General features: G+C 39.8%; 22 protein-coding genes. 8 read left to right on the top strand and 14 right to left on the bottom strand.

Annotated features, from left to right (window positions below):
• Positions 1-2: 2 nt before the first annotated feature.
• The 8 genes from NY014_RS05500 to pdxA all read right to left on the bottom strand — a co-directional run bounded on the left by NY014_RS05500 (position 3) and on the right by pdxA (position 8,092).
• On the bottom strand, positions 3-2,288 hold the full coding sequence (locus NY014_RS05500) for a PSD1 and planctomycete cytochrome C domain-containing protein (protein WP_259413551.1): 2,286 nt from the start codon (positions 2,286-2,288) through the stop codon (positions 3-5).
• A 187-nt stretch (positions 2,289-2,475) separates the two neighbouring features.
• Entirely contained in the window at positions 2,476-3,825 is a 1,350-nt protein-coding gene (gene accC, locus NY014_RS05495) for an acetyl-CoA carboxylase biotin carboxylase subunit (RefSeq protein WP_259413550.1), read from the bottom strand.
• A gap of 23 nt (positions 3,826-3,848) precedes the next feature.
• Entirely contained in the window at positions 3,849-4,322 is a 474-nt protein-coding gene (gene accB, locus NY014_RS05490; protein ID WP_259413548.1) for an acetyl-CoA carboxylase biotin carboxyl carrier protein, read from the bottom strand.
• 82 nt (positions 4,323-4,404) lie between these two features.
• Positions 4,405-4,968 carry an elongation factor P gene (gene efp / locus NY014_RS05485; protein WP_259413547.1) on the bottom strand — a complete coding sequence of 188 codons (564 nt, stop codon included), beginning with the start codon at positions 4,966-4,968 and terminating at the stop codon, positions 4,405-4,407.
• A 23-nt stretch (positions 4,969-4,991) separates the two neighbouring features.
• A complete protein-coding gene (locus NY014_RS05480; RefSeq protein WP_135073237.1) occupies positions 4,992-5,990 on the bottom strand; it encodes a beta-ketoacyl-ACP synthase III in 999 nt (332 codons plus the stop codon).
• Between the two features lie 219 nt (positions 5,991-6,209).
• Positions 6,210-6,401: a 50S ribosomal protein L32 gene (gene rpmF / locus NY014_RS05475; RefSeq protein WP_008201274.1), complete on the bottom strand. Its 192-nt coding sequence runs from the start codon at positions 6,399-6,401 to the stop codon at positions 6,210-6,212.
• A 29-nt stretch (positions 6,402-6,430) separates the two neighbouring features.
• Positions 6,431-6,982, bottom strand: a complete 552-nt coding sequence (locus NY014_RS05470; protein ID WP_259413545.1) for a YceD family protein — start codon at positions 6,980-6,982, stop codon at positions 6,431-6,433.
• A gap of 75 nt (positions 6,983-7,057) precedes the next feature.
• Positions 7,058-8,092: a 4-hydroxythreonine-4-phosphate dehydrogenase PdxA gene (pdxA, locus tag NY014_RS05465; RefSeq protein ID WP_259413544.1), complete on the bottom strand. Its 1,035-nt coding sequence runs from the start codon at positions 8,090-8,092 to the stop codon at positions 7,058-7,060.
• Positions 8,093-8,198: 106 nt separating this feature from the next.
• Here pdxA and rsmA point away from each other — a divergent pair, with 106 nt between their 5' ends.
• From rsmA to NY014_RS05425, 8 genes are all read left to right on the top strand, one after another.
• Positions 8,199-8,984 (top strand): 16S rRNA (adenine(1518)-N(6)/adenine(1519)-N(6))-dimethyltransferase RsmA, encoded by a 786-nt coding sequence (rsmA, locus tag NY014_RS05460; RefSeq protein WP_259413543.1) that lies wholly within the window; start codon positions 8,199-8,201, stop codon positions 8,982-8,984.
• The gene (gene mgtE / locus NY014_RS05455; protein ID WP_259413542.1) at positions 8,971-10,338 is read left to right on the top strand and encodes a magnesium transporter; all 1,368 of its coding nucleotides are present in this window, start codon (positions 8,971-8,973) and stop codon (positions 10,336-10,338) included. The genes rsmA and mgtE overlap by 14 nt, the downstream gene beginning before the upstream one ends.
• A gap of 3 nt (positions 10,339-10,341) precedes the next feature.
• Positions 10,342-11,283, top strand: coding sequence for a 2-hydroxyacid dehydrogenase (locus NY014_RS05450; RefSeq protein WP_259413541.1), 942 nt, complete (start codon positions 10,342-10,344; stop codon positions 11,281-11,283).
• A 145-nt stretch (positions 11,284-11,428) separates the two neighbouring features.
• Positions 11,429-11,902, top strand: a complete 474-nt coding sequence (greA, locus tag NY014_RS05445) for a transcription elongation factor GreA (protein ID WP_259413540.1) — start codon at positions 11,429-11,431, stop codon at positions 11,900-11,902.
• 61 nt (positions 11,903-11,963) lie between these two features.
• The gene (locus NY014_RS05440; protein ID WP_259413539.1) at positions 11,964-12,359 is read left to right on the top strand and encodes an HIT family protein; all 396 of its coding nucleotides are present in this window, start codon (positions 11,964-11,966) and stop codon (positions 12,357-12,359) included.
• 151 nt (positions 12,360-12,510) lie between these two features.
• Positions 12,511-13,800 carry a prolyl oligopeptidase family serine peptidase gene (locus NY014_RS05435; RefSeq protein ID WP_259413538.1) on the top strand — a complete coding sequence of 430 codons (1,290 nt, stop codon included), beginning with the start codon at positions 12,511-12,513 and terminating at the stop codon, positions 13,798-13,800.
• Between the two features lie 76 nt (positions 13,801-13,876).
• Positions 13,877-14,950, top strand: a complete 1,074-nt coding sequence (locus tag NY014_RS05430) for an acyl-CoA dehydrogenase family protein (protein ID WP_259413537.1) — start codon at positions 13,877-13,879, stop codon at positions 14,948-14,950.
• Positions 14,951-15,040: 90 nt separating this feature from the next.
• On the top strand, positions 15,041-16,108 hold the full coding sequence (locus NY014_RS05425; protein WP_259413536.1) for a PA0069 family radical SAM protein: 1,068 nt from the start codon (positions 15,041-15,043) through the stop codon (positions 16,106-16,108).
• Between the two features lie 18 nt (positions 16,109-16,126).
• Here the strand turns inward: NY014_RS05425 and NY014_RS05420 are convergent, their stop codons facing one another.
• From NY014_RS05420 to NY014_RS05395, 6 genes are all read right to left on the bottom strand, one after another.
• Entirely contained in the window at positions 16,127-16,309 is a 183-nt protein-coding gene (locus tag NY014_RS05420) for a hypothetical protein (protein WP_259413535.1), read from the bottom strand.
• A 61-nt stretch (positions 16,310-16,370) separates the two neighbouring features.
• Positions 16,371-17,240, bottom strand: coding sequence for an ATP-grasp domain-containing protein (locus tag NY014_RS05415; protein ID WP_259413534.1), 870 nt, complete (start codon positions 17,238-17,240; stop codon positions 16,371-16,373).
• Positions 17,241-17,385: 145 nt separating this feature from the next.
• Positions 17,386-18,216 carry a M23 family metallopeptidase gene (locus NY014_RS05410; RefSeq protein ID WP_259413533.1) on the bottom strand — a complete coding sequence of 277 codons (831 nt, stop codon included), beginning with the start codon at positions 18,214-18,216 and terminating at the stop codon, positions 17,386-17,388.
• Positions 18,217-18,237: 21 nt separating this feature from the next.
• Complete coding sequence (locus NY014_RS05405) at positions 18,238-19,068, bottom strand: alpha/beta hydrolase (protein ID WP_259413532.1); 831 nt, start codon at positions 19,066-19,068, stop codon at positions 18,238-18,240.
• Positions 19,069-19,077: 9 nt separating this feature from the next.
• On the bottom strand, positions 19,078-20,253 hold the full coding sequence (locus NY014_RS05400; protein WP_259413531.1) for an alpha/beta hydrolase-fold protein: 1,176 nt from the start codon (positions 20,251-20,253) through the stop codon (positions 19,078-19,080).
• Positions 20,254-20,351: 98 nt separating this feature from the next.
• Complete coding sequence (locus NY014_RS05395) at positions 20,352-21,104, bottom strand: CHAD domain-containing protein (RefSeq protein WP_259413529.1); 753 nt, start codon at positions 21,102-21,104, stop codon at positions 20,352-20,354.
• Positions 21,105-21,120 lie beyond the last annotated feature (16 nt).

Below are 21,120 nucleotides of genomic sequence, written 5' to 3'. Positions count from 1 at the left end.
GCCTAGATTTTGGTAATGGTTTCTTCTAAATTGTACAAACTCACAATGACCTGCATCAATGCAGCAGTTTTTGGATTGATTGCATCAGAGTCCAATGGATATTCACCCACTACCAAGGTCGGTCTAATTTGATCTGGATTGGATTCAAATCGATCCAGTTGATCCTCAAAATAGTTGGCTAATAGATCTTTTTCTTTATCCTTGATAGGTCGGCAGACGATGCGTCTAAATGCTTCATCCATAGCCCCTTGAATATCTTCATGTTTTTCAAGAAGACTGCTTGCTAAAACTCGCGAAGCTTCCAAAACCAATGGATCATTCATCATTACCAATGCTTGTAATGGGGTATTGGTGCGCCCTCTGCCAACTTCACAGCGATCTCGATTACTGGAATCAAAGATGATGGCTTTTGGAGGCGGTACAGTTAATTTGATGAAATTGTAAAGACCGCGCCGATAAAGGCTTTCTCCATGATCTTGTCGGTAAGTAGCCAATTCACCTCTTCCTGAAGAGGCTGATTCCCAAATTCCTTCAGGCTGATAAGGTTTTACGCTTGGTCCTCCTAATTTTTTGACTAAAAGTCCGCTACTCGCTAAAACCAAATCCTGTACATTCTCCGCAGGAAGGCGAAGTCGAGGCGCTCTGGATAAATAGACGTTTTCAGGGTCAATTTCAAGCTGTTTTGAACTGACTTTTGCGGATTGCTTGTAGGTCGCCGAACTCATGATTTGCTTAAACAATCGCTTGATATCCCAACCATTTTCCATAAAGTCCACAGCTAGCCAATCCAGTAATTCAGGATGAGAGGGAAGATCTCCTTGCATTCCAAAGTCTCCTGCAGATTTCACGATGCCTGTTCCAAAAATTTCCTGCCAAATCAAATTGACAAATACCCGTGCTGTCAAAGGGTTGTTACGGTTTGTGGTCCATTGGGCTAATCCTAACCTGTTTTGAGGGAGATTTTCTGGAAATTCAAGAATGGAAGTAGGAGTGGATGGTGAAACGGGCTCAGTTGGTGCATCATATACACCACGATCCAAGATATATGTAGTTCTGGATTTTTCTTCATCAAATTCACCCATCACAGATACACTAAGCCGACTAGTATCTGAATGATTGATGAAGTTCAAAATACCATCCAAATCATCCTGTTCGATCCAAAGAATGGGTGTTTTGGCTGGTTTGGAAATGCTGACATCACCTTCATACCCTTTTTCGGGTGTATTGTTGAAAAAGGCGAATAATTCAAAGTATTCCTTTTGGGAAATAGGATCATATTTATGGTCATGGCATTGAGCACACTCCATTGTAAGTCCCAGTAAGCCTTTGCTAAAGGTGTTGGTCTTATCCAACACATACTCGATTCGATACTCTTCATCAATTACTCCACCTTCTTCTGTGTATTTATGGTTACGGTTGAAGGCTGTAGCTAAAATCTGCTCTTTGGTAGGGTTGGGGAGTAAGTCTCCAGCTAATTGCCAAGTGATAAATTGATCATAGGGAAGGTTGTTATTGAAGGCATGAATGACCCAATCCCGATAGGGCCATTGCGTTCTAATATTGTCATCTTGGTAGCCATAGCTATCTGCGTATCGAGAAATATCCAACCAAAGAATTGCCAGCTTTTCACCATATGAAGGTTGACTTAGTAATCCATCTAATAAGTCCTCATAAGAGTATTCACCTGAAAAATCTTCAAACCTATCAATCATTTCAGGGGAAGGAGGGAGACCGGTTAAGTCCAAACTGGCTCGTTTAATTAATTCATAAGGGGCAGCTTCAGGATTGGGCTCTAAACCCACTTGCTGCATTTTTTGAAAGGTAAATTGATCGATTTCATTAATTACCCATTCATTGGAAGGTGGAGGGGTGGTTTTCTCAGCTTTTACAAATGCCCAATGGGGTTCATATTTGGCTCCCTGTTCAATCCATTTTTTAATCAAAGCTATTTCTTCTCCTGAAAGAGCTAGGTTTGATTCTGGTGGAGGCATCAATTCAGCAGGATCTTCGGAGGTAATCCGTACATAAACTTCTGAGGCTAGTGGTTCTCCAGCCACCAAAGCATGTCTGCTTGGATTCTCTTTCAAAGCGGCAAATGCAGCAGATTCAACATCTAAACGAAGGTCCGCTTCCCGCTTATTAGCGTCAGGTCCATGGCATGCGAAGCATTTATCAGAGAGGATAGGCCGGATGTGGAAGTTGTAGCTGATTTGATCTGCAGAATTTAGGTTGGAGGAGTTTTCTCTTTCTTGACCACAAGAGACCAAAAGAACTGAAGCAAGAGCCATAAGCCCAAAAGTGATTTTCCTCCAAAATACCATACTTAAATGCTTGATTTTCAATTTTAAGTTATGGAAAAAATTTAGAAAAGATCTTTTATTAATGATAAAAAAGAGAGGAATGAGTTTAATAATCTACTCTAAAAGAAAAAGCCATCCGGGGGGATGGCTTTTTGGTTTTTGATGTTTTAAAGTCTTATGCTTTTACAACTGAAAAGTCAAAAGTCTCTAAGAACTTGGTTGTGAAGTTTCCTTCTTTGAATTGTTCGTTGTCCAAAAGGGCAATGTGGAATGGAATGGTAGTTTTGATACCATCAATCACAAATTCTTCTAACGCACGCTTCATTCTTACGATCACTTCCTCACGAGTTTGCCCGCTGACAATCAGCTTGGCAATCATGGAGTCATAGTTAGGTGGAATGACGTATCCTGCATATACATGAGAATCTACACGAACGCCTCGACCACCTGGAAGGTGAAGGTTTTGGATTTTACCTGGGCTTGGACGGAATCCATTGGCAGGGTCTTCTGCATTGATTCGACATTCCATTGCATAAAGCTTTGGAAAGTAATTTCTACCGCTGATTTTTTCTCCTGCAGCAACTTTGATCTGCTCTTTGATCAAATCGAAGTCGGTAACCTCTTCCGTGATGGGATGTTCTACTTGAATCCTGGTATTCATCTCCATGAAGTAGAAGTTTCGGTTTTTGTCAACCAAAAATTCAATGGTACCCGCTCCTTCATAACCGATAGCTTCAGCGCCTTTGATGGCTGCTTCACCCATGGCTTTTCGAAGTTCTTCTGTGATAAATGGAGAAGGAGTCTCTTCGACTAGTTTTTGGTGTCTTCTTTGGATCGAACAGTCCCTCTCAGAAAGGTGGCAAGCTCGGCCTTTACTGTCACCAACAATTTGTATTTCTATATGTCGAGGTTCCTCAACGAATTTCTCCAAATACAAACCATCATTTCCAAACGCTGCTCCTGACTCCATCTTGGCATCATCCCAAGCTTTTTGGAATTCATTGTCACCCCGGACAATTCTCATTCCTCTACCTCCACCACCAGCAGTAGCTTTTAGGATCACGGGATAACCCATCTCATTAGCAATCTTAATACCCTGTTCTACGGTATCCAGTAAGCCTTCAGAGCCTGGGATAGTAGGAACTCCAGCAGCCTTCATCGTGGCTTTTGCAGTAGCTTTATCTCCCATTTTGGCGATCATATCAGGAGAAGCTCCAATGAATTTGATGCCGTACTCTTCACAGATTTTAGAGAATTCTGCATTCTCAGAAAGGAAACCATATCCTGGGTGGATGGCATCTGCATTCGTAATTTCAGCAGCAGCGATAATCCGCGGAATATTCAGATAAGATTCGCGGCTAGGTGCAGGGCCGATACATACGGCTTCGTCTGCGAATCGGACATGTAAACTATCCTTATCCGCAGTAGAATAAACTGCAACCGTCTTGATGCCCATTTCCTTGCAGGTTCGGATGATCCGAAGGGCGATTTCTCCGCGATTGGCTATTAATATTTTATTGAACACAATTTCTTGGGTTTTGTGAAAAATTAACCAGCTGGATCAACTAGGAAAAGTGGCTGGTCATATTCAACTGGCGTAGCATTGGCAACCAATACTTTCACGATTTTACCAGATACTTCTGATTCAATCTCATTGAAAAGCTTCATGGCTTCAATGATACATACTGTTTGGCCAGCTTTCACAGTATCTCCAACATTGACAAAAGTTGGAGAATCAGGGTTAGGGCTAGTGTAGAAAGTGCCGATCATTGGTGATTTGATTTCCACCAAATTAGAAGTTGAATCTGCTGGGCTAGGAGCTGGAGCTGCAGCAGCCGGAGCAGGGGCAGGAGCCGGAGCAGTTGCTACTGGTACAGGTGCTGGAGCTGCTTCTACCATGCGAACATTTTGATCAGCATACTTCTTGATAGAAAGTTCGAATTCCTCCGTTTTGATCTTTACTTCTGCAAGACCAGAATTAGAGATATAATCGATCAGTTCTTGAATTTCTTTTGCTTTCATAGGGTCTTTAAATTAAGGCCTTCATAGGCTAGTAGTTCGATATTAAATAAGAAAAGCCACAGGTTTACCCTGTAGCTTGAATTTATTTTACCCGCTCGGAGTAAGAACCGTCTCTCGTATCCACCTTAATCATGGTGTCTTGATCGACAAAAAGCGGGACCATTACAGTTGCACCGGTTTCCAAGGTTGCTGGCTTCAATGCATTGGTTGCAGTGTCACCTTTGATTCCTGGTTCTGTATATGTAATCATCAATTCAACGAATGGAGGTAATTCGACAGATAGTGGGGTTTCGGTTTCATCATGAATCAAAATATCCACTTCCTGACCTTCCTTCAATAATTCTGGACGCTCGATTAAAGACTCCTGAATCAGAATTTGCTCGAAGGTATTGGTGTCCATAAAATTGTAACCCATATCATCCTTGTAAATGAACTGATGTGGACGTTTTTCCACTCGGGCTGTAGTTACTTTTTCACCTGCATTGAAAGTTTTATCTAGGGTTTTGCCTGATTTCAAACTTTTCAACTTTGTTCGGACAAAGGCGGCACCTTTTCCGGGTTTGACATGCTGGAATTCTACAATACTCCAGATGTCATTATTCATTTCTAGACAGAGTCCGTTTTTAAAATCTGCTGTCGATGCCATATTAAATTTGAGTTTATACTGATTTATTTTGGGTCATAGGCCCATTTTACATAGATAGCTCCCCAAGTGAAACCACCACCAAATGCTGCCAAGATAAGGTTATCACCTTTATGAAGCTGCTTTTCATAGTCCCAAAGGCAAAGCGGGATAGTTGCAGCTGTAGTATTTCCATAGCGTTCGATGTTCATCATCACCTTTTCAGGTCCCACTCCCATTCGATTGGCTGTGGCGTCGATGATACGCTTATTTGCCTGATGAGGAACGAGCCAAGCTACATCATCACCTTTTAGGCCGTTTCGCTCCATTACCTCGGCACTCACATCAGCCATGTTTGTTACAGCAAATTTGAAAACTGTTGAACCTTCCTGGTACGCATAATGCTCACGTGCTTCAACGGTCTCATGACTGGCTGGTCTACGGCTACCACCTGCTTTCATGTGTAGGTAAGGCTCGCCAGATCCATCTGCACGAAGAATGGCGTCTCGAATTCCCAAGTCACCCTCAGCTGGCTCCAATAATACTGCTCCAGCACCATCCCCAAAAAGGATACAGGTAGTTCGATCTTGGTAATCTACGATGGAAGACATTTTATCTGCTCCGATGACCATTACCTTTTTATGAGTACCAGACTCGATAAACTGGGCTCCTAGCTGCAAGGCGTAAAGGAAGCCTGAACAGGCTGCTGAGATGTCAAAACTGAAACTCTTCTTAGCGCCGATTTTATCAGCAATAATGTTGGCAGTTGCAGGAAAGGGCATATCCGGGGTCACAGTAGCGCAGATAATTACTTCCACGTCCATGGGATCGGTGTTGGTTTTTTCCAACAATCCTTTAGCGGCTTCGATTCCCAGTACAGAAGTACCTTGATTTTCTCCCTTTAAAATTCTTCTTTCTTTAATGCCTGTTCTACTAGTGATCCATTCATCGTTGGTTTCCACCATTTTTTCAAGCTCTTTGTTGGTCAGCCGATATTCTGGAACATATCCTTGAACTCCGGTGATCATGGCTCTAATTTTCTCCATTCGAATTGGGTTAGAAAAGCCTCCGAAAAGGCTGTGTATTCTTTAGGTTGAAAGGTTTTTTGTAAAGAAGGTCAAAAATATCATAAATGCCCCTTTCCACCAAAAATATTCCAATTACAAAATGCTAAATAGCTGATTTGTAATGAATTATATTTGAGTTAAAAAACAAAAAATCCACTCCCGTGAAGAAGTGGATTTTTTATGGATTTTGTTTTGGAATTAAGCCAAAACCTCTTTTTCAATGATAACTTGTCCTTTGTAGTACAATTTTCCGTCAAGCCAGAAAGCTCTGTGAGGAAGGTGCATTTCACCAGTTGTAGGACATTTAGCCAAACCAGGAGCTTCCAATTTGTAGTGAGTTCTTCTTTTATCTCTTCTGGTTTTAGAAATCTTTCGTTTAGGATGTGCCATTTTATGCGTGATTTAAGAGTTTCAGTTCTTTATTTTAATTTCTTTAGTTTTTCCCAACGTGGATCGATGCTTTCCGGTTCATCGTTTTTAGATTCATCTTCCTTTTCGGATTCAGAGTCAAAGTAAACATACTGTCCTTCGGCTTCGCTTTCCTCCTCATCCAGTTCATTTCGATAATCTGGATGAATTTTTTTCGCAGGGATCGCTAGTAAAATAAATTCATAAATCAATTGGGCTACATTGATACTAGGCGTATCCCTGGTGATCATGAAAATATTTTCATCAATTTCTTTTTCTTCAGAGCCATATTTGAAAATAATTGATTCTTCGATATCCAAAGGATAATCGAATTCTTCCAAACTACGATCACAGGTTAGGTGAACAGAACCTTGGATTTTGAAATCCATTTCAATCAAATTGACTCCCTTGTCCAAATTGACCCGTACGGTCAAATTTCCTTTATTGACAAGGTCATTGTCTTCAAATTCTTCAAAAAACCGATCAGTGACCTGGAATTCCAGTTCGTGAGCACCCTCTCGGTATTTAATCACCTCAATATCAAAGTGCTGCAAGAATTTCACGACTTCTCCTCTCGATTTTAAGACCGCAAAAATAGCTAATTTTTTATGTTTTTGAAATTTTCTGCAAGATATATTTTACGCTCCTTCTTCTGATTCTTCCATTTCGACATAATGTTGCTTCAGAATATCAGCGGCAAGGAAAATGGCAGCCTGCATAGAACCTTCATCGGCCAGCCCTTTTCCAGCGATATTGTAAGCTGTTCCATGATCTGGCGAAGTGCGAATTACAGGCAATCCAGCAGTAAAATTTACTCCGTCACTAAAAGACATTGATTTGAAAGGAATCAATCCCTGATCATGGTACATGGCTAAAATTCCATCAAATTTTGTCTGGTGCATCATTCCGAAAAACCCATCGGAAGGATATGGTCCAAAGACTAATTTATTTTCTTCTTTCAGTTGATTGATAGCTGGTCGAATTACTTCCTGTTCTTCTTTTCCAAGAAGTCCATCTTCGCCGGCATGGGGATTGAGTCCTAGTATTGCAATTTTTGGCCTGTTGATTCCAAAGTCTTGTTCTAGACTTTTCAGCATCAAGTTGGCCTTTTGCTTGATTTTTTCAACAGTTACGGCTTTGCTGACCTCAGTCAAAGGCATATGACCTGTCACCAAGCCTACTCGAAGTCTGTCAGAAACTAAGAACATCAAACTGTCTTTTGCGCCGACGGCGTTGGTTATATATTCTGTATGGCCTACAAACTTTAATTCCTCAGAATTGATGTTGTTTTTATTTAAAGGAGCGGTAACCAAAGCTTGGATTTTCCCTTCTTTTAGGTCGTCTACTGCCTGCTGAAGAGCCTCTAAAGCTAATTTTCCAGCTTCTTGAGTTTCTACCCCTGGGATAATTTCTGGGCATTCTTCTACTACGTTGATGACATTGATTCGCTTGGGTTGAATTTCATCCAAATTTCGAATCTGAAGAAAGTTGAACCCTTCCATATCCAGCATTTTCTTGTAAATGCTAAGTGCTTTACCATGGCCGTAAATCAGCGGAGTGAAGTTTTTGTGGACACGATTGTCCTGCAATGCTTTCATGCACACCTCTACACCAATGCCGTTGATGTCTCCAATGCTGATTCCAATGATGGGTTTGGTTGGTTTTGCTGTCATAAGATCATTCAAAAATCGCCCCGCAGAAAACAAGACGAAGGTAGGCCTTTAGGAATATTGTCTTAATTTTAGGCTGCAATTTATAAAATTTTACCGGAGCTATTCGATGGAAAAAGTCAGACCCAAAAAACATCTGGGACAACATTTCCTGACCGATCTGAGCATTGCCCAGCGAATAGCTCGGTCGGTTACAGGTCATCTTGAAGCGAAAAGGGTGCTTGAAATAGGACCCGGGATGGGAGTATTGACTCAATTTCTCCTAGAAAACCCTCAGGAGCTATACGTGGTTGAGATTGATGCCGAATCGATTGCGTACTTAAAAAAGAATTTTCCTCAGCTGGAAGGCCATATCCTAGAAGGTGACTTTCTAAAAATGGATTTGAGCAATTGGTCTAAAGATCCATTTGCCATTGCAGGTAATTTTCCCTACAACATTTCCAGTCAGATTTTCTTCAAGGTCTTGGAATATCGGAATCAGGTTACGGAAGTGGTTTGTATGCTTCAAAAGGAAGTGGCTCAGCGAATCGCTTCTCCAAAAGGAAATAAAGATTACGGAATACTATCAGTATTGCTTCAGGCTTTCTATGATATTGAATACCTGTTTTCTGTTCCGCCAGGAGTTTTCAATCCACCACCCAAGGTTCAATCTGGGGTGATTCGATTACTCAGGAATCAGACTAAAAATCTGGATTGTGACGAATCTCTGTTTATAAAAGTCGTCAAAGGAGGTTTTGGAAATAGAAGGAAAACCTTGCGGAATTCCTTAAAATCTTTCCAACTTTCTGAATCATTCAAATCGCATCCCTTGCTTGACAAGCGAGCTGAGCAATTGGATGTGGCTGATTTTGTTTTTTTAACCCAACAAATCCAAGCTTCCCGTGGACATCATTAAGCAATTTGAACTTTCGAAAGAATATCTTGAGAGCCTGCGTCACGGCATTGAGAATCAGGATTTGGATTTCATCAAGGATTCGCTGGATGGAGTCAATGAGGCGGATATTGCTGCGATTCTGGATGAATTGTCACTGGATGAGGCGATTTACGTACTCCGTGCATTAGAGAAGCAAGTTGCAGCTGATATCCTCATCGAATTGGATGAAGGGAATCTTGGGAAAGTGTTGAAGGAGTTGGAAAATCCTGAAATCGCCTCCTTGATCGAATTGATGGATTCCGATGATGCGGCAGATTTGTTGAATCTGCTTGGGGAGAGAGAACGGGAAGAGGTTATTTCCAATTTTCAGGATAGGCTCAAGTCTGATCAGGTTGTCGACCTTCTCCGCTATGAAGAAGATACAGCTGGTGGTATCATGGCTAAGGAATTTATCCGAGCCAATAAGAATTGGAATGTGATCCAAACCATCAATGAAATCCGTCGCCAAGCTGAGAATGTTGAGAAAATCTTCTCCATTTACGTGGTGAATAACCGTCAGCAGCTTTTGGGAAGGGTTTCTTTGAAAAGAATCATTTTGGCTGGTGAAAACACCAAAATCGAGGATATCTATGAGCCTGAGGTGATTTCTGTTCCGACCTACATGGACCAAGAGGAAGTCGCGGCTATCATGCGTAAATATGATTTGGAATCTGTTCCAGTGGTAAATGCAAAAAACAAGTTGGTCGGAAGGATTACAGTCGATGATATCTTGGACGTTGTGCAGGAAGAAGCGGATGAAGATATCCAAGCGATGGCCGGTATCTCAGGAGATATTGAGGAGTCCGATTCTGTTTTTATGATTACCAAAGCCCGTTTACCTTGGTTATTGATTGGCGTAATTGGGGGCTTGATGGGGGCGAAAATCATCGGATTTTTCGAAGATGGATTGAATAAATATCTCGCATTGGCTTCTTTCATTCCTTTGGTAGCGGCGACAGGAGGAAATGTTGGTATTCAGGCCTCTTCTTTGATTGTTCAGTCTTTGGCATCCAAATCGGTTTTTGATGATACTCCTTGGCAGCGTTTTGTCAAAGGGACTTTAGTAGCCATGCTCAATGGTTTACTTCTTGCCCTTTTTGTATTTCTAGTGGTGGTTTTCCTCTACGGGTTCGAGCCAATTTTTGGAATAACGGTAGGGACAGCACTGTTTTGCGTTGTCCTGCTTGCATCTTTTATGGGGACTGTTACTCCGCTCGTTCTCAATCGCTTTGGGATCAATCCAGCAATAGCTTCTGGACCTTTTATCACCACCACCAACGATCTTTTAGGATTGGCCGTTTATTTTGGGGTGGCTATGTATTTACTGAATTTGTAATCCATGAGAATATTGATAATTGACCAAATGCACCCGAGTATCGTGGAGCTTTTGGAAAAAGATGGACATGATGTTGTCAATGCTCCTGATATCACTAGGGAAGAAATAAAGACTGAAATCTATCAATTTGAAGGCTTAATTATTCGATCCAAGACTCCCATGGATCGTGACTTATTGGAGCATGCCTCCATTCTGAAATTTATTGCACGGGCAGGAGCAGGTTTGGATCAAATTGATTTGGACTATTTAAGTGAAAAAAATATCCAACTCTTCCATGCTGCTGAAGGAAATCGCGATGCAGTAGCTGAGCATGCTCTAGGAGGTCTTTTGGCTCTTTTCAATCATATGATTAAAGGAGATACTCAAGTGCGAAAGGGAATTTGGGATAGAGAAGGTAATCGAGGATATGAGTTAAAAGGCAAGACGGTTGGAATCATGGGCTACGGAAACATGGGAAAGGCCTTTGCCAAACGTCTTCGCGGATTTGGTGTTGAAATATTAGCATACGATAAGTATAAGATTGATTTTGGAACAGATAAGATTCAAGAGGTTATTTGGGAAAAGCTAAAAGCAGAGGCAGATGTGTTGAGTATTCATGTTCCTTTGACCGAAGAAACTCGTGGTTTTTTCACCATTGAAAAACTTCGATCTTTTGCGAAACCTTTCTGGTTGATCAATACTGCTCGGGGTGAAGTAATAAGCTTTAAGACCTTGAATGAGGCTTTGGATGAAGGGATTCTTAAAGGGGCGGTTTTAGACGTACTTGAAAATGAAAAATTCCAAAAATTCACTCCAGAGCAGAAGTCAGAATTTGAAAAATTAGCCAATCGGGAAAATGTGGTTTTTTCCCCGCATGTTGCAGGCTGGACCTTTGAATCCTATGAGAAAATCAACCAGGTTTTGGTGAAAAAAATCAGGAAAGCTTTTGGGAAAGAGTCCCGTTGATAACATTTTCAAAAACGAGAGGATTTTGTTTGTGAGGTCAGATTTTATATTTTTGTGATCACATAACGCAAAGTGAAAATAAGGTAACGGTCTCCATTTGGCGACCGTTACTTTATTTTTTGGTGCTGTATAAATCGAGTCAATTATGTCAAAAGTACAATATTACACAGAAGAGGGGCTTAAGAAATTGAAGGATGAGCTTCAAGAATTGAAGACCAAGGGTAGAGCCGATATTGCCCGTCAAATTGCAGAGGCTAGAGATAAGGGTGACCTTTCCGAAAATGCAGAATATGATGCGGCGAAAGATGCACAAGGACTTTTGGAATTGAAAATTGCCAAATTGGAAGCGGTTGTCGGAAATGCACGAGTCTTGGATAATTCAAAAATGGATCATTCCAAGGTCGGAATTTTGAGCACTGTGAAAATCAAGAATGTCAAGAATGGTATGGTTGTCACATATACCCTTGTATCAGAAGAAGAGGCAGATTTGAAAGCAGGAAAGATTTCTTTGGCGTCTCCTTTTGGAAAAGGACTTGTTGGAAAGGCTGTCGGCGAAGTTGCCGAAATCAACGCCCCTGCAGGAAAGCTTCAATTTGAGATTTTGGAAATCACTTATTAAAAAGAATTTTCATTATAAAAATTAATCCCGGTATTCGCCGGGATTTTTTATTTTTGATATTATGGCAAGCATCTTTACAAAAATTATCAATCGAGAAATTCCCGCTCAGATTATCGCTGAGGACGAGCGAAATATTGCGTTTTTGGACATCATGCCCTTGGTAAAAGGACATGTACTTGTGGTTCCAAAAAAAGAAGTGGATTATATTTTTAATTTGGATCCGGAGGACCTTACTGCATTACACCTATTTGCTCAAAAAGTAGCTAAGGTCATGGATCAAACTATTTCCTGTACTCGAATTGGGGTTGCTGTAATTGGTTTGGAAGTGCCTCATGTGCATGTCCATTTGGTTCCGCTTCGGACTATGGATGATATTAATTTTACGCGTCCAAAATTAAAACTCAGTCAAGAGGAATTGGCTGAAATCGCTGATAAGATTCGAAAAGGATTTGAGTAAATATCGAATTCTGAACTCATTTAGAAGCCCTTCTCTTTAGAATGGGCTTTTTTTGTTTTCATTCAGAAAAAAGGAAATCACCGCTTGCGTAATTTCCCTGATATTCAATACAATATTTTGTAATCTTCCTCTTTCAAACTCAAACTGACCTATGAAAAATAAAATTCAATTCATTCTATTGGTTTTCCTTTCCTCTATTTTGTTTGGAATGGGGGGAATAGAGGCCGTAGCCGCAGACCCATACAAGCTAGTGATAGGAGGATTTGACTGGGGACCTGCAGTTCAAAAAGTAATTTTATCCAATGCACCATCAGATGCAAGACCATCTGATTTTGAGGTGTTTGTAAATCGAAGTTCTAATGAAGGAGAGATTCCTGAAGCATTACGATCAGGTAAGAGATCGGTGGTATATACCTATCCCTCTGATGAAAATGGAAATCGTCAGCAAGATGGTTCGCATATGACACTTGTTTTGGAAGTCAGTCCTATCCAACCTATTGGTTCTCCTATTCAATACATGCGAGTAGGTAATCGAGCCTCAAATGTGTGGATTGATTATCAAGTGACTGTTGTCAATACTAAAAATCGACAAGTTTGGGACCAGGAATCCGGTAGAATCATGCCTATCGTGGATGATTTTGATTTAGATCCAGTCTTCAATTATCAGGATAAGGTATCGCTGTCTTATGCCACTTTTACCCCTGAAGCCAAATCTGAAAAATCTCCTTTAATCATCTGGCTACATGGTGGAGGCGAAGGTGGAAATGATCCAACTATCGCCTTGCTTGGGAATCGTGCAGCAAATTATGCATCCGATGATATTCAGGTTCTTTTTGGAGGAGCTCATGTACTTGTTCCACAATCTCCTACTTTTTGGATGCAGTCTGAAGATGGAACTTACACAAGAGGAGATCGGGAAGATGTGTATCATGAAGCTCTTTTTGCCTTGATTGATGACTATGTCACAAAAAATCCAGATATAGACACTAAGCGGATTTATGTGGGAGGCTGTTCCAATGGTGGGTATATGTCATTGAAATTGATTTTAGAGCATCCTGATTATTTTGCCGCGGGATACATTAGTGCACTTGCGTATAGCAATGAATTCATTTCTGATGAGCAAGTGAAATCCATTAAGAATGTTCCGATTTGGTTTGTGCATTCTGCCGATGATAACACTACCCAACCTGATGTCACAGTAGTTCCTTTGTATCATAGACTGAAAGAAGCTGGTGCTAAAAATGTCTTTTTTAGCTATTATGAACATGTTACTGACATTACAGGGTTTTATGGAGGAGAAGATTATCTCTACCCTGGACATTGGTCTTGGATCTATTCACACGCCAATACGGCTAGAACTGATTTTGATGGTTCGCCAGTGATGTTGGATGGAAAGCCAGTTACTATCATGGAGTGGTTGGCAGCTCAGAAAAAGAAATAATAAGGTTTATTAGTCTCGTGCTTTAAAATCAGTGGTTTTCATGTTTCGAAGGCCACTGATTTTTATTTTTATATCCATGCTAAAAAAGGAAATATTTAATTCTGACTTTGCTTCAAAATCCGAGAAATCAGGACGGCTAATTCCGGAATGGTTGGAAGAGATTTATAATCAGAAATGGTTTAAGCTTTTTGTTTCAAAAGATTTGGGAGGCTTGGAGTTGAGTCTTCCTGAAGCTTTGAGAGTGGAAGAAAAATTGGCACTTTTAGATGGGAGTTTGGGGTGGACTGTAACTCTTTGTGCAGGTGCTGCTTGGTTTGTTGGATTTTTAGACCCGAGGATTTCAAAAGAGATCTTTTCAGATCCTAAAGTTTGTTTTGCCGGTAGTGGGTATGTTGGAGGAAGGGCCGAAAAGAAAAATGGTTTTTTCCTTGTTTCCGGAAATTGGACCTATGCTTCGGGGGCACTTCATGCGACCCATTTTACCGCCAATTGTGAGATTTGGGAAGGTGGAGATCCGATTTTAGATTCCTTTGGGAATCCGATCGTAAAAGCATTTATCCTTAAAAGGGAGGAGGTCGAAATTTTAGATGCTTGGAAATTTATGGGAATGAAGGCCACTGGAAGTCATTCTTTTAAAACCGAAAATTTAAATGTCCCTGAAAACAGATTGTTTGAAATTTCACCTGAGAAAGTGACTCGGAATGAAGTCATCTATAAGATGCCTTTTTTGCAATTTGCTGAAGCGACTTTGGCTGTAAATATCCTGGGTATTTCAATTCATTTTCAAGATCTTATCCGAGAAATTTTCTGGAACAGGCAAAAAGTGAAGCCATTAGATCAGAAGTATTTGGAATATTTTGAAGAGGTGGAAAAGAAAAGCAGAAAATCAATTGATAAAAAAAGATCGAACTTTTACCGACAGGTAGAGGAAGCTTGGTATGAATTGGAAAAGGAAGGTAAGATTTCAAGCCCACAACTAGCTGCTATCAGTAAGGTAAGTCGATCACTTACTCAAAGCTGTAGAAAATGGAATTCAAAGATGTATCCTTTTGCCGGCTTGGAAGCTGCACGAGAAGAAGGAGAATTGAACCGGGTATGGCGTGACTTTAATACGGTAAGCCAACATTCACTATTGATTTTCCCTTTTTAAAATTCCCTGATCGTTTGATCCGACATTTTTTGACAATGTGATTTGATTTTATTCAGCTTTTTGTAAACTGATTGTCAAGGTTTTGACAAAATGGTTGACAACAATAAAGATTATTTCAAAGGAAGAGGAGCTCAAGTTCAGTCTGGAAATCGCTTTTTGGCTCAGCAAATTGTGACTGAGCATCAGGAAGGATTGGATGAGCCTCTCTATTCTCAGATAAAAACTGAAGTTCGGATTGAGCATCCAAAATCAATTGTCAATCCTATTAAAAGCCCAGATTTGGGATTAAGCTTCTCTTTAAATCCCTATCAAGGCTGTGAACATGGATGTATTTATTGCTATGCTCGTAACTCCCACGAATACTATGGCTATACAGCAGGATTGGATTTTGAAACAAAATTGATGGCAAAGCCAAATGCTCCTCAACTTTTAGAAAGGAAACTTCTCAGTAAATCCTGGAAAGTCACACCGATTTCATTATCTGGAAATACAGACTGCTATCAGCCATTGGAAAAGGAAATGGGGATAACTAGGGAATTGCTGAAAGTATTTGTCCGATATCGACATCCAGTCGGTTTGATTACCAAGAATAGTTTGATTTTAAGGGATTTGGATTTATTGGAGGATTTGGCATCTGATGGCTTGGTGCAGGTTTATATTTCAATTACAACTTTGGATGAAGGTCTTCGAAGGAAAATGGAACCAAGAACAGCTAGTGCAAAAAAGAGACTGGCAACTTTAGAGGCATTGGCAATTGCAAATATTCCAGTTGCTGTGATGAATGCTCCGATTATCCCTGGATTGAATCATCATGAAATCCCTAAAATTCTTAAATCAGCTTCAGATGCAGGTGCATTAGGAGCAGGCTATACAGTTGTCAGATTAAATGGTCAGCTTGAGCAAATTTTTTCTGATTGGCTTCAAAAAAATTATCCTGATCGATTTCAAAAAGTAATGAATCAAATTGCTGAATTACATGGGGGAACTGTGTATGACAGTCAATTTGGTCGACGAATGAAAGGAGAGGGGCCTATTGCAGAAAGTATTCGACAGCTTTTTAATCAAGCTCGAAAAAGGTACTTCGCGACTAAATCATTGCCAGAATTCAATTTGAAGGCTTTCCACAAAGGAGGAACTCTAAGTCTTGATTTTGGTTGAAGGTTTTTCAAAGCCTACTTAGCCGAGCTTTTCAACTATCAACAGATAGTCAACTTTTGCAGTAGCTCCCATGAATTGGAAGGTTGGGCGGACGTTTGGTATAACAGAAACAATTTCTCCATCCAGCCTATTTAAAAACCATTCTAGCTTTTCTTGCATATTGTCACGGTTGACCTCGAGTTTATGTACTTTATATTTCATAGGGCTGTTTGGTTTTTGAGTAATTGATCTTTAATCCATTATGGAAATTGGTTTATTTCCACTAATATCCTTTCCAATATTCATCCAAATAATTTGCAAATCGCTCAGGAGAGTGCCTGTCAAACCGAAAATAGAGACAAGGTTCTATAAGCTCCAATTCCATAAGAGCCATTGAGTTCTGGGCTGTTCTTACTAAATCCACACGTGCATAAAAAGGCTTTTGTGGTAAAGCAGCCATTGCTTTTTCACCAGCAGCAATAATGCAGGATTCGGGACTTTGGATAGCTATCACGCCACCTCCATGCTCTTCTTGAACCCTGAAATCTCCTGCTCCAACTGTTTTCAGGATAGTATGGCTAAGATGTCCTTGAAAATACATCAGGGAAAATTCTCCCTCATCAACCACAGATTGCATAAAAGGCTGAATCATCCCTTCTTTGTTTTGGAAAACATCCAATGCTTTTTGCCAATCATCCTGATTTGATTTTTTAAGCCAAAATGTATCATCTGCATTCGCCCCAATTAAAGGTTTTACTACGATTTCTCCGGTATCGAATTTAGCGAATGCTTCCTCGATCTGAAATGAATCCAACTTTTGAAACCGGATTGTTGGCACCAATTCAACTCCCTTTTCCTCCAGTTCAAAAAGGTAATTTTTGTGGATGTTCCATCTTACAATTTCCAAGGAATTGAGAAGGGTGGCAGAGGACAGATCAATTGTAGCAAGCACCTTCATGAACTCATCTATATGCTGCTGATAATCCCAAGGGCTTCGGATGACTACTAGGTCGAAATCATTCCAATTAGTTTCCTGATTCCATGGGATATTTTTGATTTCCCACCCAACATCTTTCAGGAAAGGATGAACAAGATCGTCGTCAATAAACCAACCCTCAGTATTGGCTATGGAAAGGAAGGCACATCGAGGCATGGAATGTGTTTGAAGTTTAAGTTTAATTTAAGAAGATATTCGGAGGATTTTTAAAAAATGCTTTGATTTCCTCTTTACCCCAATGGAATTTTTTATCTGTCTATTTTATCCCCTTCAAAGATGGATGGATTGCTAAAAAAAGAGTTTATTTTCTTAGAACATCTCCCTTTTTGATCTTTTTTCCATCGTATCCTTCTACAAATTCTACAGGGTGGGAAATCATCTCACCCTCAGCATTTATAGGCTTCAGACAGTTGAAATGAAGGTGAGGCTCGGTTGTCTGTCCTGTATTTCCAGATAAGCCGATAGGTTGCCCGCTACTTATTTGATCCCCTACCTTGACAAGACTTCCATTTTGCTTCAAATGTACATATTGGAAAAAACGACCTGATTCTCGGTCATAGATTGTGATGAAGTTGCTGTAAGGTCTCCATGCGGGATCAGGTCCTCCTTGCTCGTATTGATCTATCACACCTACCACATAGCCATCCGAAACTGAGACCACGGTATCGCCTATTTGAAATTTGAAATCTAAGGCGTAGCGAGAGTAATTTGAACTATGGGTAAAATTGGTGTTATTTCCCTGAATGACTTTATATGATTTTCCTTTCGGAAAAGGGAGCTCGATAGAAGTGTCTTCGATTTCCTTGTATGGATCTCCTAAAGAAATTTTGTAGGCAATGTCATCTTGAAATTCCATGAGTTCAGAAAAAATCAAAAGTGTGTCTTGCTTTTCTTGGATTACAATTGGGTTTAGCGCGTCAAATTTGTCTTGAAGGGGAGAATATGATGTGCTCAACCACACACGAAGAGGAGCCATGACTGGATTTGAAAGCCTGATCTGGAGCTCATCGTTTTCATAGGTATGATCTTTTTTGAATAAAAACTGATAATATTTTTCCTCAGGGAGCTTAAGGGGTTGGCAACCAATTGAAAGTAAGAGAGCGAAGATTAGTATGCTTGTGACTCCTTTCATAATTCTCTGGTCTTTAAAAAACTATTTCTTTTCTGGGTGATTTGTCAGTTGAATTCCCTTGTAAAAGCTATCTAGAAAAATAGAAAAATGATTTTCAAGTTCATAAAATTCAACCGAAAGAGAGATGCTTTCTTTTTGTTTTTCTAGCTCTTGGATGAATTCTTCTATTTTTTCTCGATGAAAAGCAGGCTTACCTTGGTAGGTAAGGTGGATTTTTACAGGTTTAATCGATGGGTTGCTTTTTAGCTTTCGAGTAACCTCGCCATCACTATACCAAATAGAAGGATCGTACAAATGGAGTATTTCAAAAGGATGTTGACGATCTAATATATAGGCCCCGAAATATCCTCCATAGGAATGACCAATCAGCGTATGATGATTATTTATTGGATAATTATTTGATAGATCAGGAATCAGTTCTTTGGTGAGAAAATCATAAAATTTTTCTGCTCCGCCTGAATTGCTGTCATCGTACCAGTCCACTATATCCCCATCGAATTCAATCTTGGAATGGCTAAATGTTAAATCCTGTCCTCTTTTCTTTTCAACTTCTATATGAGGGATCCCAACAATTATTGATCGATCTATTTTGTGATGGCCACCTAGATCAAAGGCGATCTGCCGAACCAATTCAAATCTCCATTCAGCGTCTAATACAAAGATAACTGGGTAAGAAATCGAGTCAGAGTAATTCAGAGGAAGTGCAACCCAATATTCACGGGTTTCCTTTAAAAACTCAGAATCAATTTTGTGAGATTGGGTAGGTGAAAGGCAAATGGTTTCTTGAGCCAAAACAGGTTGAAGGATTAGTGAAAGGATGGATATGAATATAAGCCTTGATTTGGATTCCATTGATTGCATTTAGTTTTTTGATGCTTCCAGAGTAGCTATTCTCTCGGAAGCATGGCTATTATTAGGGTTAAGCTCAAGGGATTTCTGATAGTTTATGATTGCTTTATCCGTATCTCCGACACCTTCAAAAGCTTCAGCCAAACTATCAAAGGCATTATAGGATCTGGGATAATTTTTAGTGTTCAATTGAAAAAACTCAATTGCTTTTCTTTTTTCTGTTTCATCATTCCTTCTCAAAAAGCTGTAACCCAATTGATTTACAAGTGCTTCAGTTGGAAGAAATTGGAAAGAAAGGCGATCGGACAGAATAGAAAAATGTTTGTGTAACTGATCTACATTTTGAATTTCCCGATAATCGATACCATATCCCTCAAAAACCGAAGAGATCCCCTTGTAAAATGCAATAGAAGGAACCAAGGCATGATTTTCATCTTCAAAATATTCTAATTCTCCCGGAAATTCAACCTCACTTTTTGCATGAAAGGATTCATATAATCGCACATGTCTATCTCGGTTGCGAATGTTTCTTTTACCCCAATTCGCAGTAGCTATATAGATAAATCGATCAAAAGAGTTTTGTGTCAGCTTTTCAAGTTTCTGATCCATGGTCTCAGCATCCCAGGAACCTAGACTTGGGTCCGCTGCGATAAAAGCATTAAAAAGAGTGTTTTCCTTCATATATGCGTGCGTAGCCAATAAGCCTCCAAGTGAGTGGCCAAAAAGAATTCGATAAGGGATTGTGCGGTATTCTTGATCTATTTCTGGAATCAGTTCCTCTTCAAGAAATCTCAAAAAATTATCTCCTCCGCCAAAATCATTAGGTCTACGAGTGATTATTTTATCTGGAGTAAAATCTCGATTTCTATTTACATTCTCAACTGCTACGACTATCATTTCTGGAATACGTCTGTTCCTATAGGAATCAGCACTCATGAAATCCACCATTCCTGAAATATGTCTAAAGAAGGCGTTTCCATCTAGGATAATTAGTATAGGGTATTCTTTATAGGAAGAGTAGGGTGAATGATAGGATTGAGGCAAACTCACCCAATAGGATCTTTCCTCTTCTAAAACATTCGAAAAAATTTGGTGTCTAGTTCCGATTATGAATTCTTCCGGGCTTTGAGAATAAGCTGGGAATAGATTTGTCAATAAAAGTAAAACTACAAAAATGCTTTTTTTCATGGTGAGTGGGATTGAGCAGAAGTGATTTAGCCCTTTAAGGTAGGGAATTAAAAAGTAGGAGTCCTGATTAGTTCGAAGTCCCTAGCTTTCAGTATCAATCATAATTGAAATTTCGATCTGATTTTCTCAAGGACTATTCGGAATTGTTCTTCCTCACCTACCTTCAGTTTTTCGATGGATTCTTGTGCACCATTGGAGATTTTAAGGCTAGAAAGAATCTGAACTGCAACATATAAGTCATGCCATTCCCCAAGTTGATGTTGTTGCTTTAGGATTAGCTTTTTATCTAAATCAATTTCCTCTTGCAGTTTTTTGGGTAGGACGTCGTAGATGTAGACCAGGTTTTTGATTTTTCTTCGATAGGTATGCATTCCTTCTCGATCATATCCTAGAAGGATTTTTTGAGCATTATCTTTCGCCTTGTCAAAGAATTCTTTGATGACTTTTTTATCTCCGAGTTTTTCAGGAAATCTAAGTTCATTCCTGTATTCCGAAATTGCTTGGAAATATTCTGACCCAGAGCTTAAAAATTGAAGCACAAGTTCGCTTTTTTGGGACTCAGCTTTTGAAATAAGGTTATTCGGAGAGGGTGAAAGTGATTTGAGAAGTTGAATAGTCAATTCTGTCTCTCTGATTTCCCCTGCTTTTTTAAATAAAGGCTTGAGTAATTCAGAATTGAAATCTCGCTCGTAGATTTTTCGAGCGAAGGAATTGATGGCTTTGATTTTTTTGATTTCCACCCGAAGCTTATGAAGACATTCGGGGTCTTTTTCTTTCAGATAGGATGAAAGCTGCTTTTCGATTGATTCAAGCAGTTTACTTACATAAGAATTCAGCAAGTTCTTTTTCATCCATATGGGGTTGAAT

The organism is Algoriphagus limi (assembly GCF_024919275.1).
Taxonomy (GTDB): Bacteria; Bacteroidota; Bacteroidia; order Cytophagales; family Cyclobacteriaceae; genus Algoriphagus; species Algoriphagus limi.
This window is presented reverse-complemented; position numbering and strand designations above follow the sequence as displayed.

What these genes read in the sequence shown, in the direction of transcription:
- NY014_RS05500 (WP_259413551.1), bottom strand. Translation starts at nt 2,288, where the DNA reads ATGGCTCTTGCTTCAGTTCTTTTGGTCTCTTGTGGTCAAGAAAGAGAA.
- accB (WP_259413548.1), bottom strand. Translation starts at nt 4,322, where the DNA reads ATGAAAGCAAAAGAAATTCAAGAACTGATCGATTATATCTCTAATTCT.
- efp (WP_259413547.1), bottom strand. Translation starts at nt 4,968, where the DNA reads ATGGCATCGACAGCAGATTTTAAAAACGGACTCTGTCTAGAAATGAAT.
- NY014_RS05480 (WP_135073237.1), bottom strand. Translation starts at nt 5,990, where the DNA reads ATGGAGAAAATTAGAGCCATGATCACCGGAGTTCAAGGATATGTTCCA.
- rpmF (WP_008201274.1), bottom strand. Translation starts at nt 6,401, where the DNA reads ATGGCACATCCTAAACGAAAGATTTCTAAAACCAGAAGAGATAAAAGA.
- pdxA (WP_259413544.1), bottom strand. Translation starts at nt 8,092, where the DNA reads ATGACAGCAAAACCAACCAAACCCATCATTGGAATCAGCATTGGAGAC.
- rsmA (WP_259413543.1), top strand. Translation starts at nt 8,199, where the DNA reads ATGGAAAAAGTCAGACCCAAAAAACATCTGGGACAACATTTCCTGACC.
- NY014_RS05450 (WP_259413541.1), top strand. Translation starts at nt 10,342, where the DNA reads ATGAGAATATTGATAATTGACCAAATGCACCCGAGTATCGTGGAGCTT.
- greA (WP_259413540.1), top strand. Translation starts at nt 11,429, where the DNA reads ATGTCAAAAGTACAATATTACACAGAAGAGGGGCTTAAGAAATTGAAG.
- NY014_RS05440 (WP_259413539.1), top strand. Translation starts at nt 11,964, where the DNA reads ATGGCAAGCATCTTTACAAAAATTATCAATCGAGAAATTCCCGCTCAG.
- NY014_RS05435 (WP_259413538.1), top strand. Translation starts at nt 12,511, where the DNA reads ATGAAAAATAAAATTCAATTCATTCTATTGGTTTTCCTTTCCTCTATT.
- NY014_RS05430 (WP_259413537.1), top strand. Translation starts at nt 13,877, where the DNA reads ATGCTAAAAAAGGAAATATTTAATTCTGACTTTGCTTCAAAATCCGAG.
- NY014_RS05425 (WP_259413536.1), top strand. Translation starts at nt 15,041, where the DNA reads ATGGTTGACAACAATAAAGATTATTTCAAAGGAAGAGGAGCTCAAGTT.
- NY014_RS05420 (WP_259413535.1), bottom strand. Translation starts at nt 16,309, where the DNA reads ATGAAATATAAAGTACATAAACTCGAGGTCAACCGTGACAATATGCAA.
- NY014_RS05415 (WP_259413534.1), bottom strand. Translation starts at nt 17,240, where the DNA reads ATGCCTCGATGTGCCTTCCTTTCCATAGCCAATACTGAGGGTTGGTTT.
- NY014_RS05410 (WP_259413533.1), bottom strand. Translation starts at nt 18,216, where the DNA reads ATGAAAGGAGTCACAAGCATACTAATCTTCGCTCTCTTACTTTCAATT.
- NY014_RS05405 (WP_259413532.1), bottom strand. Translation starts at nt 19,068, where the DNA reads ATGGAATCCAAATCAAGGCTTATATTCATATCCATCCTTTCACTAATC.
- NY014_RS05400 (WP_259413531.1), bottom strand. Translation starts at nt 20,253, where the DNA reads ATGAAAAAAAGCATTTTTGTAGTTTTACTTTTATTGACAAATCTATTC.
- NY014_RS05395 (WP_259413529.1), bottom strand. Translation starts at nt 21,104, where the DNA reads ATGAAAAAGAACTTGCTGAATTCTTATGTAAGTAAACTGCTTGAATCA.